The 15,626-nt window shown below is 71.6% G+C and carries 12 protein-coding genes; 6 read left to right on the forward strand and 6 right to left on the reverse strand.

Features of this window, described 5'->3' with window-relative positions; translation table 11 throughout:
• The 3 genes from galT to ASE56_RS01745 form a co-directional block, all read left to right on the forward strand.
• Positions 1-721, forward strand: a 721-nt coding sequence (gene galT / locus ASE56_RS17655; protein WP_235556901.1) for a galactose-1-phosphate uridylyltransferase, incomplete at its 5' end; no start/stop codon positions are given.
• Positions 718-1,881, forward strand: coding sequence for a galactokinase (gene galK, locus ASE56_RS01740; protein ID WP_056224379.1), 1,164 nt, complete (start codon positions 718-720; stop codon positions 1,879-1,881). The genes galT and galK, both read left to right, overlap by 4 nt.
• 160 nt (positions 1,882-2,041) lie before the next feature.
• Positions 2,042-3,505 carry a carboxylesterase/lipase family protein gene (locus tag ASE56_RS01745; protein ID WP_056224381.1) on the forward strand — a complete coding sequence of 488 codons (1,464 nt, stop codon included), beginning with the start codon at positions 2,042-2,044 and terminating at the stop codon, positions 3,503-3,505.
• A gap of 91 nt (positions 3,506-3,596) precedes the next feature.
• Here the strand turns inward: ASE56_RS01745 and ASE56_RS01750 are convergent, their stop codons facing one another.
• The 5 genes from ASE56_RS01750 to ASE56_RS01770 form a co-directional block, all read right to left on the reverse strand.
• The gene (locus ASE56_RS01750) at positions 3,597-4,580 is read right to left on the reverse strand and encodes an LLM class F420-dependent oxidoreductase (RefSeq protein ID WP_056224383.1); all 984 of its coding nucleotides are present in this window, start codon (positions 4,578-4,580) and stop codon (positions 3,597-3,599) included.
• 141 nt (positions 4,581-4,721) lie between these two features.
• Positions 4,722-5,693 (reverse strand): site-specific DNA-methyltransferase, encoded by a 972-nt coding sequence (locus ASE56_RS01755; RefSeq protein ID WP_235556902.1) that lies wholly within the window; start codon positions 5,691-5,693, stop codon positions 4,722-4,724.
• The gene (locus ASE56_RS01760) at positions 5,672-6,721 is read right to left on the reverse strand and encodes a biotin/lipoate A/B protein ligase family protein (RefSeq protein ID WP_056224387.1); all 1,050 of its coding nucleotides are present in this window, start codon (positions 6,719-6,721) and stop codon (positions 5,672-5,674) included. Before ASE56_RS01760 ends, ASE56_RS01755 begins: the two co-directional genes overlap by 22 nt.
• Before the next feature lie 9 nt (positions 6,722-6,730).
• Complete coding sequence (locus tag ASE56_RS01765) at positions 6,731-8,893, reverse strand: MMPL family transporter (protein ID WP_056224389.1); 2,163 nt, start codon at positions 8,891-8,893, stop codon at positions 6,731-6,733.
• 71 nt (positions 8,894-8,964) lie between these two features.
• Positions 8,965-12,312, reverse strand: a complete 3,348-nt coding sequence (locus ASE56_RS01770; protein ID WP_143017834.1) for a family 16 glycoside hydrolase — start codon at positions 12,310-12,312, stop codon at positions 8,965-8,967.
• 462 nt (positions 12,313-12,774) lie between these two features.
• Between ASE56_RS01770 and ASE56_RS01775 the strand changes: the two genes are divergently transcribed.
• From ASE56_RS01775 to ASE56_RS01785, 3 genes are read left to right on the forward strand one after another with little or no spacing between them, the layout of a single operon-like run.
• On the forward strand, positions 12,775-13,395 hold the full coding sequence (locus ASE56_RS01775; RefSeq protein WP_056224391.1) for a hypothetical protein: 621 nt from the start codon (positions 12,775-12,777) through the stop codon (positions 13,393-13,395).
• On the forward strand, positions 13,392-14,414 hold the full coding sequence (locus tag ASE56_RS01780) for a DUF916 domain-containing protein (RefSeq protein WP_200914106.1): 1,023 nt from the start codon (positions 13,392-13,394) through the stop codon (positions 14,412-14,414). The genes ASE56_RS01775 and ASE56_RS01780 overlap by 4 nt, the downstream gene beginning before the upstream one ends.
• Positions 14,411-14,671, forward strand: a complete 261-nt coding sequence (locus ASE56_RS01785) for a hypothetical protein (protein WP_056224393.1) — start codon at positions 14,411-14,413, stop codon at positions 14,669-14,671. Before ASE56_RS01780 ends, ASE56_RS01785 begins: the two co-directional genes overlap by 4 nt.
• Here ASE56_RS01785 and ASE56_RS01790 read toward each other — a convergent pair.
• Positions 14,619-15,596: a DMT family transporter gene (locus ASE56_RS01790; protein WP_056224395.1), complete on the reverse strand. Its 978-nt coding sequence runs from the start codon at positions 15,594-15,596 to the stop codon at positions 14,619-14,621. The two genes, ASE56_RS01785 and ASE56_RS01790, sit on opposite strands and share 53 nt — an antisense overlap.
• Between the last annotated feature and the right edge of the window lie 30 nt (positions 15,597-15,626).

A 15,626-nucleotide genomic window follows, 5' to 3' on the forward strand; every position in this document is an offset into this window, starting at 1 on the left:
CCGCTGCGAGGTCGTGTGCTTCAGCCCCCAGCACGAGGGGTCGTTCGGTTCGCTCTCGCGCACGCGCGCCCGCACCGTCATCGAGGCCTGGGCCGATCGCACCGCGGCGCTGTCGGCTCTTCCCGGCATCCGCCAGGTGTTCCCCTTCGAGAACCGGGGGCAGGAGATCGGCGTCACCCTGCCCCACCCGCACGGGCAGATCTACGCCTACCCGTACGTGACCCCGCGCACGCACCGCCTGCTCGACACGATCGCGCGCAGCTCGAACGACCTGTTCCAGCGCATCCTCGAGTTCGAACAGGCCGGCGAGCGCGTCGTCCTGCGGGGCGAGCACTGGACGGCGTTCGTCCCGTTCGCCGCCCGCTGGCCCGTCGAGGTGCACGTGCTGCCGCACCGTCACGTCGCCGACCTCGCCGAGACGACCGACGCCGAGCGCGACGAGCTCGCCCCGTTCTACCTGCGCCTGCTGCGGGGGATCGACGCCCTGTACGACACCCCCACGCCCTACATCGCCGCCTGGCACCAGGCGCCGGTCGGACGAGGCCGCGATGCCGTGCGCCTCAACCTGCAGATCACCTCTCCGCGTCGCGCCGCCGACAAACTGAAATACCTCGCCGGATCCGAGGCCGCCATGGGCGCCTGGATCGGCGACGTGACCCCCGAGTCGCAGGCCGAACGCCTGCGCGCCGCCCTCGACACCGTTCCGGAGGTGACGGCATGACCGCCGTCGACGACGCCCGCGCCCTTCTCGCCACCCTCACCGACGCCCCCGAGGTCGGAGTCTGGTCGGCCCCCGGCCGCGCCAACCTCATCGGCGAGCACACCGACTACAACGAGGGCTTCGTCTTCCCCTTCGCGATCGCCCAGCGCACCGCGGCGGCCGTTGCCCTGCGCGACGACGACGTGATCCGCGTGCGCTCGACGTTCGCCGACGCCGCGGTCGAGGTCCCGCTCTCGCAGCTCGATGCGCGGATCGCCGCCGGCGGCCTCGACTGGGCGGGCTATCCCCTGGGCGTGGCGTGGGCGCTGCGTCGGGCGGCTCCGGATGCCGTGACCCGGGGCGTCGACATCGCCCTGGCCTCCGACGTGCCGGTGGGTGCCGGCCTGTCGTCGTCCGCCGCGATCGAGGGGGCCGTGGCCTCCGCCCTGAACGACGTGTGGGCCGCCGGCCTCGACAAGGTCGCCCTCGCGCGGGTCGGCCGCGTCGCCGAGAACGACGCCGTGGGCGCTCCCACCGGGATCATGGACCAGATGGCGTCGATGCTGGGCGTGGCGGATGCCGCGACCTTCCTCGACTGCCGCACCCTCGAGACGCGCGCCGTCGCCCTCGGCTTCGCCGACGCGGGGCTCTCGATCCTCGTGACCGACACCCTCGTCGAGCACGCCCACTCCACCGGTGGCTATCGCGAGCGTCGCGAGGCCTGCGAGCGGGGAGCGGCGGCGTTCGGCGTCGGATCGCTGCGCGATCTGACCGTCGACGACCTGCCGCGCGCCGAGGAGATCCTCGACGACGTGACCTTCCGCCGCGTCCGCCACGTCATCACCGAGAACCAGCGCGTGCTCGACACCGTGGCCGCCCTCGACGCCGACGGCCCCTCCGCGATCGGCGACCTTCTGGTCGCCTCGCACGCGTCGATGCGCGACGACTTCGAGATCTCGGTGCCCGAGCTCGACCTCGCCGTCGAGACGACGCTCGCGAACGGCGCCCTCGGTGCCCGCATGACGGGCGGCGGTTTCGGCGGAGCGGCCATCGCGCTGATCCCCACCGGACTCGTCCCGGCGGCGACGGCGGCCGTGCGCGCCGCGTTCGCGGCATCCGATTTCCGCGCCCCGAACATCTTCACGGTGACCCCCTCGGAGGGCGCGCGCCGCGACGCGTAACCCGCCCTCCCCGATGAACGCCTGCTGCACCGAGCTGCCCGTGCTGCGCCGTGAGGACGGAGCACGCGTGCGCGTGTGAGGGGTCGAGATCTGTCGCCTCCGGGCACGCCGAGGCGACACTTTTCGACCCCTCGCGCGGGTGGCGCGGCAGGATGAGGGGATGGATGCCACTCCCCTCGCCGTGACCTCGAAGGGGGCCGTCCGCGGATTCCGGCGGGGTGCCGCCGCCGTGTTCCTCGGCATCCCGTTCGCTCAGGCTCCGGTCGGGGCGCTGCGCTTCGCCGCTCCCGTGCCGGTGGAGGCGTGGGAAGGCGAGCGGGATGCCACCGCGTACGGCGCGACCGCGCAGCGGGGCGACGCGGGGATCACCCTCATCCCCGAGCCGAGCGTGCCGGGAGACGCCACGCTGAACGTCAACGTGTTCGCCCCGGTGGACAGCGGTCCGGATGCCGCTCTGCCGGTGCTCGTGTGGATCCACGGGGGTGGTTTCACCTCGGGCTCGCCCGCGAGCCGCTGGTACGACGGCGATGCGTTCGCGCGGGACGGGGTGATCACCGTGGTGATCTCGTACCGGATCGGCTTCGACGGCTTCGGTCTCATCGACGGAGCTCCCGCCAACCGGGGTCTGCGCGACCAGATCGCGGCGCTGGAGTGGGTGCGCGACGAGATCCGCGCGTTCGGCGGCGACCCGACCCGAGTGACGGTGGCGGGGCAGTCGGCGGGCGGAGGGTCGGTGCTCGCGCTGTTGTCGAGCCCCGCCGCATCCGGACTCTTCCACGCCGCGATGGCGATCTCGCCCGCGATCGGCGCGGTGCCACTCGAGGCGGCCAGGCGTTTCGCCGACCGGGTCGCCGCGCGCGTCGGGGTCCGCGCCGACCGCAACGGCTTCGCCTCGGTGCCCGAGGAGCGGATTCTCGCGGCGCAGAAGAGCACCCTCACGCCGCCCCTGGTCCGGGCGCTGTCGTCGCTCGCGACGCTGCTCGACGACGGCTTGCCGCTGGGGCCGGTGATCGACACGGACGTGCTGCCCCGGCATCCGCTCGAGGCTCTCGCCGACGGTGCCGGGGCCGACATCCCCCTCGTCATCGGGTCGACGGACGACGAGTTCACGGGCCTGACCGCCCGGTTCGCGGGCGCCCTCCGGGTGGTGCCGGTCCCTCTCGCCCTCGCCGTGCTCGGTCTGCGGCGATCGCGGCGACGCGCGTATCTCGAGCGCACGCGACGGCGCGGGGCCGCAGCCCTGCTCGGCGGATACGTGACCGATCGGGTCATCCGCGCGACGGTGCGCAGGACCGCCCGGGCGCGCGGCGACGCCTCGACCTGGCTCTACCGTTTCGCGTGGGCATCGCCCGTGCCCTCGATCGGCGTCGCCTGCCACTGCCTCGACGTGCCGTTCTGGTTCGACCACCTCGACGCCGAGGGGGTCGATCGCATCGCGGGCGAGACTCCCCCGCCCGCTCTGGCCGCCGAGATGCACGGCGCAGCGGTGAGATTCGCGCGCGACGGGGACCCGGGATGGCCGACGTGGGATGCCACGACCCGGCGCGCGCGGGTGTTCGGCGCCTCGGCATCCGTCCCCGCCGTCGAGACCGACGCCTACGCCGACGTCGCGCCTCTGGTCTGACCCGCGCCCTCCGGCGTGAGGAGTCACTTCTTGTCGCTCAGACGTCTGCGCGGCGACAGAAAGCGACCCCTCACGCGAAAGGGGACGATGATCAGAGGTGCGGGATGACCTCGCGCTCGAAGAGGGAGATTCCCGAGGTGTCGTAGGCGGCCTCGGGGAAGTAGTGGATCGCGTAGCCGAGGCCGTGGTCGGCGCGCTCTCGCAGGCGCTCGACGATCTGCTCGGGGGTGCCGAAGGCGTCGGACGAGCGGTAGTCGGCCTCGATGGCATCCGCCCGCTCATCTCCGACGTGCGGACGCAGGCGCGCGACCACCGCGGCCAAGCGGTCGGAGGCCTCGGCCTCGGTCTCGGCGACGATCGTGTTGAAGTTCGTCGAGCGGGTGATCTCGGACGCGTCGCGGCCGAGGGACTCGCAGTGCCCGCGCAGCACCTCGGACTTGTGGTCGAACTCCTCGAGCGAGCCGCCGAAGTTCGTGTACGAGGCGTACTTCGCCGCGATCTTGAGCGTGACCTTCTCGCCGCCGCCGGCGATCCAGAGCGGGATGCCGCCGGGCTGCAGGGGCTTCGGCTGCACGATCGCGCCGTCGACCTCGTAGTACTTCCCCGACAGGGTCGCCTCGCCCGTGGTCCAGGCCTGGTGCATGATCTCGACACCCTCGCGCAGGCGCCCGAGGCGCTCGGCGATGGGCGGGAAGCCGTAGCCGTAGGCCTTCCACTCGTGCTCGTACCAGCCGCCGCCGATGCCCATCTCGGCGCGACCGCCCGAAATCGCGTCGACCGTGGCCGCGACCTTCGCGAGGTAGGCGGGGTTGCGGTAGCCCATGCACGTGCACATCTGGCCGAGGCGCACGCGGTCGGTCGCGGCGGCGAAGGCGGCCATGAGCGTCCACGCCTCGTGCGTGGCCTCGGTGCTCGGGACGGGGGTGGTGTGGAAGTGGTCGTACACCCACAGCGACGTCCACGGGCCGTCGTCGGCGCTCTGGGCGAGGGAGTTCATCACCCGCCAGTGCTCCGCGGGGTCGATCCCCACGAGGTCGAAGCGCCAGCCCTGCGGAACGAAGATGCCGAAGTCCATGGCTTCACCCTAGGTGCGACCGCCGACATCTGGGCGGGCTTCTCACGGAGCCGGATGCGGGCCGGGGGTTCGGGGCGGGATTTTGCGCTCGGGGCGGGAAAACACCGCCCCACCCCCGCGAACGCGCCAGCCGCGTCGCGCTCAGTCCGCGTACGGCTCGAGGCGCTTGTGCATCACGGCCACCGCGTCGGCGTTGTCGTCGATGAGCACCGAGTTCCGTCCCAGAGGGGCGGCGACGGCGCCGAGCGTGCCACTGCCGGCGAACATGTCGAGCACCCGATCGCCGGGGCGCGAGGACGCCTGCACCATGCGGCGCAGCACCCCCTCGGGCTTCTGCGTCGGATAGCCGGTCTTCTCGCGGCCCGTGGTCGGCACGATCGTGTGCCACCAGACGTCGGTGGGCATCTTGCCGCGCGCGGCCTTCTCGGCCGTGACGAGCCCCGGGGCCATGTAGGGCTCGCGGTCCACGGCATCGGAGTCGAAGAAGTACGCCGACGGGTTCTTGACGTACACGAGGATCGTCTCGTGCTTGGTGGGCCAGCGGCGCTTGGTCTTGGCGCCGTAGTCGTAGGCCCAGATCAGCTCGTTCAAGAAGTGGTCGCGACCGAAGAGCGCGTCGCACATGACCTTGGCGTAGTGAACCTCGCGGTAGTCGAGGTGCAGGTAGAGCGTGCCGTCGTCGGCGAGCAGGCGCCAGGCCTCGACGAGCCGCGGCTCGAGGAAGCCCCAGTAGTCGTCGAACCGGTCGTCGTAGGTGCGCAGGTCGCCGCGCAGGCGCGCGTACTCCCGGCCGTGGAAGCCGCGCTGCACCACGGGAGGCGGGGGCGGCTCCTCTTCGGGGAAGTCGAGCATGTTCGGATCGTCGACGGATGCCGCGGCATCGGGCGCGGCGGCATCCGGAGTCTCGTCCACCGGCGCCTTGCGCGTCGCGGACTCCACGGCCTTCGAGCGGGTGCGTCCCGTGTTGAAGGGCGGGTCGAGGTAGACGAGAGCGAAGGAGCCGTCGGGGTAGCGCGGCGTGACGGTGAGATTGTCGGCGTGGTGGATCTCGACGCCACCCGGTGCGGGAGCGTCGGCGAGGTTCTCGGCGCTCACGGGACGCGCTGCAGCCACGCGTCGGTGGCGAACTTCGAGTCGACCAGGGCCTGGGCCTCGGCGTACTCCTCGTCGCTGATGCGCCCGGGCGTCGCCCCGTAGAGCGTGGTGAAGGTCTGGATGAACCGTTCGATGACCTCGGCGCGAGGCAGACCGGTCTGGCTGCGCAGGGGGTCGACGCGCTTGGCGGCCGACACGGTCCCCTTGTCGCTGAGCTTCTCGCGGCCGATGCGGAGCACCTCGGTGAGCACCTGACCGTCCATGTCGTAGCTGAGGGTGGCGTGGTGCAGCACACCCCCGTTGGCGAGGCGCTTCTGGGCGGCCCCGCCGATCTTGCCGTGGGGACCCGCGATGTCGTTGAGCGGCTGGTACACCGCGTCGATGCCGAGCGAGCGCAGCGCCTGCAGCACCCAGTCGTCGAGGAACGCGTACGAGTCGGCGAACGTCATACCGGCGACGAGGGATGCCGGCACGTACAGCGAGTACGTCACGATCGAGTTCGCGGCCATCATCATGGCGCCCCCGCCCGAGATGCGGCGCACGACGTCGAATCCGTGCTTCGCCGCCCCCGCGGGGTCGACCTCGTTGCGCAGCGACTGGAACGAGCCGATGACGACGGCGCTCTCGTCCCACTCCCACAGGCGCAACGTGGGTTTGCGCAGCCCCGCGCCCACGCGGGTGGTGAGGACCTCGTCGAGCGCGAGATTCATGCGCGGCGAGACGGGGCCGTCGTGGACGACCTCCCACTCGAAGTCGGCCCATCCCGGCGCGGTGACCAGGGCGCGGCGGATCGCGGTCGCCACCGATTCAGGCGTGAAACCGAGCAGCTGGGCCCCCTCGGGGAGGGCCGCGCGGATGGCCGCGGCGATCGTGGGGACGTCGGACTCCACCGCGAGGCCGTTGACGGCCGCGTCGATGTCGTCGAGGGCGTCGTCGGGCTCGAGGAAGAAGTCGCCCGCGAGGTGGAAGCCGTGGATGCGGCCCTCGCGCTCTTCGAGGTCGACGACGACCAGCTTCCCGCCGGGGACCTTGTACTCGCCGTGCATGTCTCCAGCCTACGACCGCACGGGCACGCGGCGATCGACGGCGGGCGTCGGTTCGGCGGGCACCGGGATCGGGCGACGCGCGTTCGGCCACCAGTTCGCGCGACCGAGGAGCGTCATGAGCGCGGGGAGGAGGAGTCCGCGGACGACGGTGACATCGAGGACCACCGCGATCACCATGCCGACCCCGATCTCCTTCATTGCGACCAGCTCGCCGAACGCGAAGCCGACGAAGACGACGCAGATCGCCGCCGCGGCCAGCGTCACGACGGGGCCGGTGCGGGTGATGCCGTGGCGCACGGCCTCGGCGTTCGCCGTGCACGGGTCGGCGGAGCGCCCTCGCGCGCGCCAGCCCTCGGTGATGCGCGACAACAGGAACACCTCGTAGTCCATCGTGAGCCCGAAGGCGAGCAGCCCGATCAGCAGGGGGGTGGTCACATCGAGCGTGCCGCGGGGCTCGAACCCGAGCAGAGGGGCGCCCCAGCCCCACCCGAAGACGGCGGTGAGCACGCCCAGGGTCGAGGCCACCGTGAGGGCGGCGAGCAGGAGCGCCTTCAGCGGGACCACGAGCGAGCGGGTGAGTGCGAAGAGCAGGGCGAAGCTCGCCGCGGCGACGATGACCAGGGCCCACGGCAGGCGCGCGGCCAGGTGATCGCGCGTGTCGATGAGCGAGGCGGCGGGGCCCGTGACCTCGACGGGGACGGGCGTCGAGAGACCGCGCACCGCGGTCACGAGCCGCTGCGCCGCGTCTCCCGTGGCGCTGTCGCCGACGGGGGTGAAGGCGACAGCGGTGATCTCGGGCGGCAGCCCCTGCACCACGTCGGCGTCGGCGACGTCGGGCAGGGCCGCGATCCGGTCGAGGACGCCGGTGACGGCGGCATCCTGGATCGATCCGTCGAGCACGACCGTGACGGGCTCGATCCCGATCCCGGTGAAGCCCGTCGTCGTCGCCTCGTACGCGCGTCGTTCCTCGGCCGCCGCGGGAAGGGAGCGGATGTCGGAGTCGTCGAGCGCGAGGGATGCCACGGGAGCGGCGAGCAGCAGCATCACCGCCGCGGTCGAGACGGCGACGATCCCCGGTCGGCGCTGGGCCAGACGGGTCGAGCGGGCCAGCAGTCCCTCGCGCGACGCCCGTCCCGCCCACGGGCGCGCCCACGTGCGCGCCCCGGCGGACGGGAGCGCGCGATGCAGGAACGACAGCGCGGCCGGCACGAGCGTCAGGCCGGCGACGGTGGCGACCGCGACGACGACCGCACCGCCGAGCGCCATCCCCGAGAGCAGGGGGTCGCCGAGGATCAGGATGCCGAGCAGGGCCACGGCCACGGCGAGACCCGACACGAGAACCGCGCGGCCGGCCCCCGAGACGGCGCGGGCGACGAGCTCGTCGAGGGGCGCGGTGGGATCGGCGGTGCGTTCCTCGCGGAGGCGCAGCACCACAAGAAGGCTGTAGTCGACGGCGAGGCCGAGGCCCAGGATCGTGACGACGTTCACCGCGAACTCGTTGACGTCGACGACGCGGGCGAGCAGACCCAGGATCGCGAGCGTCGGGGCGATCGCGGCGAGCGCGGCGACGACGGGAACGAGGGCGATGCGGAGCGAGCCGAGTGCGAGGGTGAGCAGCACGACGAGGACGAGGATCGCGACGCCCTCGCCGATCGCCGCGTCGCTGGCCGCCCGATCGACGAAGGCCTCTTCGGCCAGGAGGGGGCCGCCGACGAGGACCTCGGGCGCGTCGATCTCGTGGAGAAGGTCGGAGACGGCGGATGCCGTGGCGACGGCCTCGTCGCCGGTGAGACCGAGCGCGAGTTCGACGACGACCAGGGACGAGCGGCCGTCGTCACCGATGGCTCCACCCGCGGTGTAGGCGTCGGTCACCTCGGCGACCCCGGGGACGGCGCGGACCGAGGCCATGACGGCGGTCGCGCTGTCGCGCAGCGTCGGGGAGAAGAAGTCCTCGCCGCGGACGACGGCAGTGATGATCTCCCCCTCGGGGTCGAGGGCGTCGAGGCGTTCGGTGGCGCGTAAGGACTCACTGCCGGCCGGGGCGTCGGCGACCGAGACGGTGCGGTCGAAGGCGTCGCCGGCGAGGGCCCCGCCGACGACGACGAGCACGGACCAGGCGAGGAGGACGAGAAGGCGGTGCCGGCTCATGCGGCGGCCGAGGGAGGAGAGCATGGGGACCTCTGGGACATGAGGGAGCGCCCCCGGCGACGGACGCGAGTCCGCCGCCGGGGGCGCTGGGGGGATCAGCCGCAGCTCTTGGCTGCGTACGAGGCCGTGGCCCCGCCGGTGCGACCGTCGCCGGTCGCGGTCACCGTCGCCTCGCCCGCGGGGACGGACGCGGCGCGGGTGGTGAAGGTGTGGAACACCGTCGCCCCGGGCTGCACGGCGGGGATGACCCGCTCGCCCCACGCCGTCGTGAGCGTCACGTCGACCGGCACCGTGTCGGTGTTGGTCGCGCGGGCCGTCACCGACGCCTTCTTGGCCAGGCACTTGACCTCGGCCGAGGCGGTCACCGCGAGGGGGGCCGGCTCGTCGATGTCCTTGACGCGGACGTTGCGGTACGACACCGCCTCCCCACCGCCGTGGTTCTGCAGGCCGATGAAGCCCTGCGAGAGGTCGCGAGCGGGATCGGTGCTGGTGAAGTCGTTCACCAGCGTGCCGTTGAGGAAGATCTTGATGGTCTGCCCCTTCACGACGATCTCGTACGCGTTCCACTGACCGACGGGCTTGAGCGAGGCCTTCACCGCGTCGGCATCCGCACCCTGGAAGGTGTAGATCGCACCGGTGGTGCGATCGGCGGCGTCGGACGCGTCGATCTGGATCTCGTAGCCCTGGTTGACCGCGATCCACGGGTCGTTCTTCGGGTCGGGGAACCCGACGAAGACGCCGCCGTTGTGATCGGCGATGAGCTTCCAGTCCAGCTTGAGGCTGTACTCGTTCAGCTCCTGCGCCTTGTGCCAGAGCAGGCCCATGCCGCCTTCGCCGCGGATGCTGCAGTCGTTCTGTCGACCGAAGCCGCCGGGGCCGGCCATGCGCCACCCGGCGTTCAGGCTCTCGAGCGTGCCGTCGAAGAGCGGGCGGTAGCCGTCCTCGACCTGCGACGGGGCGCAGATGTCGGCGGTGCCGATCGACAGGACGTCGACGTTGATGTTGCCCTTGTTGCCCGTCTCGTACTTCAGCGCGATGGTGTTCGTCCCGGCGACCAGCGGCATGTCCCGCGTGATCGTGGCCCAGGTCTTCCAGTCGCCCGTGGAGGCGAAGTCCCACTTCCCGAGGTTCTGACCGTTGACGTAGAGGTTGACGTCCTTGGAGCCGGGCGCGGGGTTCGGGCCGTTGGAATAGCGCACCGAGACGGGGACGGTGCCCGCGGTCTCCGCGTTCACCGTGAACTCGAACGCGGATCCGGCCTGCCACATGCCGCCGGCGAAGCCGGCTCCCGAGTAACCGCTGTGCTCGGCGTCGAACTTGGCGCCGCCGATCAGGCGGGCCTCCTCGGCCTCGTACCAGCCCTGGTCGGCCGGCGAGACGTAGCCCGGCAGCGAGTTGAGCGTGTACCAGGCCTCGGTGCTCCACAGCGTGTCGCCACTGGCTGCGGCGAAGGGCTGCGGCGAGCGCAGGTGCACGACGCGGCCTTGCTTCAGACCGTCGAATGAGACCGTGACCGTCTTGCGGTCGGCGGATGCCGTCGCGCCGGTGAGCGAGAGGATCTCCTCGTCGACCTTCGGTCCGCCGTAGGTGGAGGTGGGCAGGTAGCGCCACTGCTCGGCCCGGTACGCCGAGGCGAGGTTCGCCAGCGTCTCGTCGGAGAGGGGCTGGGTGTACTCGATCTCGAATCCGCCCTCGACGACCTTCATGGATTTCATGTCGAAGGCGTTCTGCGTGGTGTTCGGGACGAGCTTCTGCAGGCCGTAGGTGAGCTTGCCCGCCTCACCCCAGTTGCCGCCTTCTCCGGTGCCGCCGATGTACAGCGACGTGTCGGGGCCCTCGATGACGCGGTTGACGCCGACCTCGAAGCCCGCGGAGTGGCGGAAGACCGCGCCCTGGAACTCACCGTCCACCTTCTCGAGGAAGGCGCGCTGCAGGCCGCCGTAGGTGACGTCGCCGAACATCATCTGTCCCGCGAAGGGACCGTCCTTCAGCATGATGGGCGTGCTCGGGGAGTTGCCGATCTCGTTCTGCGGGATCCACACGACGGGAGGCGTGACGGGGTTCTGATCGAACGGGCCCGCGGGGTTCGTGTAGTGGTTGAAGAAGCGATCCTGCTTGACGTTGACGAGCTTGTTCGCGGGCAGCCAGGCACCCTGGTTGTCCATCGCGAAGAGTTCGTTCTCGGGACCGAAGGCCACGCCGTTGGGGGTCCGCAGACCGCCGGCGACGTAGCTGATCGCCCCGGTGGCGCGGTCGATCTTGACCGAGGTGCCGCGGTTCTTCGCCGGCTGCGGGTTGGTGGTCGCCCCGCCGTTGTCGATCGCGACCGAGAGGTTGACGTAGAAGTTCTTCTCGTCGTGGATCAGGCCGAAGGCGAACTCGTGGAAGTTGTTGCCCGAGGGGTACTCGGCGACCTTGCGCTTCGTCTCGTACGAGCCGTCGCCGTTCGTGTCGCTGAGCTCGGTGAGCTGGTAGCGCTCCGAGACGTAGATCTTGTCGTCGATGACGTCGATGCCCATCGGGTTCAGCAGACCGCCGGCCGCCTCGACGACGGTGACGTCCTCGGGTCCGTCGGCCGCCTGGGCGCCCTTCAGCACGAAGACCTTGCCGGGGGTCGAGGTGTCCCATCCCCCGGAGTTGACCGAGCCGGTGGTCAGCACGGCGAGATCGCCGTTGCCGAGGAAGGCCAGGCCCGACACCTTGGGGTTGAAGCCCTCGGGGCGCAGGTTCACGAGCGTGTAGTTGGGGTTCACGGCATCCAGGCGCAGACCGTCGCCGGCGGAGTCGGTGCTGCCCTCGCAGTACTTCGTCCCGGGGGCGGTGACGCGCACGACACCCGCCTCGGTGCTGAGCACGCTGTTGGGGATGACGGTGAAGCTCGAGGAGCCCGGGACCTTCCATTCGACGGTGAGCTGCTGGCCGTTGGTGGCCTCGAACATCTCGACGAACAGGTCGTGGACTCCCACGTCGAGCGTGACGGTGCCCTCGACGGATTCCGCTCCGTGCAGTCCGTCGTTGTCGATCAGCTGCGTGCCGTCGAGGGTGAGGCGCGAGCCGTCGTCGCTCGTCAGGCGGAAGGCGTACTGTCCGGGCGTGCTGACGGTGAGGTTGGCCAGGGCGTGCGTGATGAAGTTGTCGCCCGCGCCGAACTGCTCGTCGGTGCGCCAGTCGATCGTCGACATGAGCTTGTCGACGTTCGGGGTCTGGCCCGACTTCAGCGTGCAGAGCTCGGTGAGGGGCGGGGTGGAGTAGGTGCGAAGCGTCACACCCGGTTCTTGCTTGGGCAGGTCCGCCGGGGTGTTGACGGCGGGGGCGACGGCGGCACCGGCGGGCAGGATCGCTCCTGTGGCCACGAGTGCTCCGCCCAGGAGACCGGCCGCGAGGGTCCTCGCGACACGGGTGCTGCGCCGGCGGGGGCCGGACAAGACAGCGGGTACGGGCATCATTGCTCCTTCGGATCAGCGGCGGGGGCGGCGTCGACCGCTCGGATCGCACAGGTCGCCCTCGACCGTGGTCACTGTAGGAGTCTTTTGTCGATACGTCTACAAAACTTGACTAATTTGCGTTAAGAACTGCTCACAGGAACGAGTCAGAGGCGCCTTCGAGAACCTTCGCCTGGGCCACTGCGGCCGAATATCCCGGTAAAGCGCGGAAAAATCACCGACTTTTACCATTCCGACGATCAGTCATCTTTTGCTTGACGACTCACCGAAGCCGCACTACTGTCGCAACGAACCCGCAGAACCGACCCGTGACAGCGCCGCCACGAGGCTCCCCCGAGTCCGCCGCGCCCGCCCGAAACGACGGCATCCCTCGTTCGCCGATCGGCGCCTCGCCGCTCGTCCCGACCACCCGCCGGCGCCCGCCGACGACTCCACCGACCCCGGTGGAAGAACGGAGCACTCATGTCCTTCACCTCCCGTCGCGGCCTGTCGGCCCGCATCGGAGTCGCCGCCCTCGGGGTCGGCATCCTCGCCGCCGCGGGCGGTGGCAGCGCCTTCGCCGCCGACGAGGACAGCATCGATGTGCAGGTCGAGATCGCCCCCGCGGCGGAGCCCGGCGTCCTCGCCCTCACCGTCGCGGACGATGCGACCACGCTGACCGAAGGCGAGGCGTCCGGCACCGACCGCACCTTCGCGGGCACCCTGCCCACGGTCACCGTCACCGACACCCGTCTCGCCGAGAACATCGACCCGGAATCGTTCTGGTACGTCATGGGAGCGATCAGCGACTTCACCGGCAGCGCCGGCCAGCCCGCGATCTCGTCGGCGGACAGCTTCGGCTGGTACCCCGACATCGTCTCGGGCAACCCCGCGGGCGGGTCGCAGGTGGTCGCCCCCGGAGACGACGTCGACCCCGGCACGGGTGGCTTCGTCGACGCCGAGCTCCTCGCCAACGTCGACAGCGCAGCGGACGCCGCCGGCGGTTCGTACTCCGCCACCGCCGGCCTGCTGCTGAAGACGCCGGCCACCGTGGCACCCGGGGCGTACTCGGCCACCATCACCCTGACCCTGCTCGAGGGGTGAGCACCGAGATGAGGGTCGCGCTCGCGCGCGGAGCATCCGCCGGCATGGCGGGTGTCTTCGTGGCCGCGATCGCCCTCGCGGCGGCCCCGCCCGCCCTGGCCGACGACGCCGCCGACTCCGCGGTCACCTGGTCGGTCACCCCGGCCTCGGCCGCGGGGCCGGACGGCCGCCGCGTGATGCAGGTCGAACTCGACCCGGGTCAACGCGTCACCGAGCACCTCGCCGTGAAGAACTTCAGCGAGCGCGAGGCGACCTTCGCCCTGAGCGCCGCGGACGGCTACTACACCGAGACGGGGCGCTTCACGATGCTCCCCGCCGACCGCACCTCGACCGACGCCGGCACGTGGATCACGGTCGAACCGACGGTCACGCTCGCGCCCAACGAGACGCGGGTCGTGTCGTTCGAGATCGCCGTGCCGCAGAACGCCACCCCCGGAGACCACGCGGCCGGGGTCTCGGCATCCGTCCGATCCACCTCCGCGGGAGCGGACGGGACGAGGGTCGGTGTCGACAGTCGCGTCGGCTTCCGCGTGTCGACCCGCGTGACCGGGCAGCTGGCCCCGTCGGTGGGCGTCGGCGAGGTCCGCGCGGAATACACGCCGTCGTGGAACCTCTTCGCGCCGGGGTCGATCACCTACGCCTACACGGCGGAGAACACCGGGAACACCGCCCTCGCCGTGAGCGACGCGGCCGAGGCGACGACGACGGAGCGCGGAGTGCTGCTGCCCGGCGAGTCCCGGGACGTGCGCTCCGAGCCCCAGCCCGCGTGGCCGCTGTTCGTGCTGACGAAGGTCGTGACGGTGGATGCCGCGGTGCCCGACTCGACGCTCGCCGCAGCTCCCGTGACGCGCAGCGTGACGGTGTGGGCGGTTCCATGGGTGCACCTCGCCGCCGCGGTCGGCGTCGCCCTCATCGTCGCGGCCGTCGCGTCGGGTCGTCGTCGATCCCGCCAGCGCCTCGACGATCTCGTGGCCCGCGCTCGCGAAGAGGGTCGGCGCGAGGCGGTGGAGGTCTCATGAGCGACCTGCTCTTCGTCCCCACGGCCGTCGCCGACGACGGCGTGGGCGTCACCGTCGAGATCACTCCCCTCCCGACCGCCACCTGCACCGTCGACTGCTCGCCGCCGCCCGGCGCCGGCCCCGGATCCCCCGGGGGCGGACTGCCGGTCACCGGAGGCGAGATCGCCTCGGTCCTCCTCGCCGTCGCGTTGGTGGCGGCGGGGCTCACGGCGACGATCTGGGGCCGGTGGCGGCGACCGATCGCCGACCGGAGCTGACCGCTTCGCCGTCGGCGCCGCCGCTCGCCTCCGCGCGCGAGCGGCGGTGCCGACGCTCGATCGCCTGTCCCGCGTACGACGCGGCGATGATGAGCGCGGCGCCGGCGAGTCCGGGAAGACCGACGGCTTCGCCCCCGATCGCCACGCCCACGGCGAGCGCCCAGACCGGCTCCGTGCCCATCAGGATGCTCGCGCGGGTCGCCGAGGTGCGCCGCACCGCCCAGAGCTGAACCACGAAGGCGAACACCGAGCACAGCAGGCCGAGGAAGATCACGTCGGCCCAGCCGGCCGCCGAGAGCCCCGCCACCGCGGGCGCAAGATCGGCCCCGGCCACGGCCGTCGAGGTGAGAGCGCACACGACGAGCTGCACGAACACGACAGCGAGGGTGCTGTCCTCTCGCCCACGGGTGAGGTGCCCGCTCGCGGTGACGTGCACGGCGCGGACGACCGCCGCCGCGATGACGAGCGCATCCCCCGGGTTGGGGGCCCGCAGGCCCCCTCCCGAGACGAGCAGGGCGACCCCGGCGACCGCGGCCACAGCCGCGACGAAGTACGACCGCGGGAGCCACGAGCGCGCCGCGATGCTTTCCAGCACCGGGGTGAAGACGAGGGCCAGACTGATGAGCAGGCCCGCGTTGGTCGCCGAGGTCAGGTGCACGCCCGCGGTCTCGAGCCCGATCACCGCCGCCTGCGAGCAGCCAAGGAGCGCGGCGATCACGAGACCGCGCCCGCGCGGCATCCGCTCCCGACGAAGAAGACACAGGATGCCGAGAGCACTCGCCGCGACGACGAAGCGCAGGGCCACGCCCGAGGCGACCCCCGTCTCGGCGACCAGTTCTTTCGCGGCGAGGAAGCTCGCCCCCCACACCGCGGCGACGGCGATGAGGAGGACGTCGACGAGGATCTCGGGAGCGCGGCGGGTCACTCCCTCACGATCCCCCGCGACCACACGGAA

This window comes from Microbacterium sp. Leaf203 (genome assembly GCF_001421275.1).
GTDB lineage: Bacteria > Actinomycetota > Actinomycetes > Actinomycetales > Microbacteriaceae > Microbacterium > Microbacterium testaceum_A.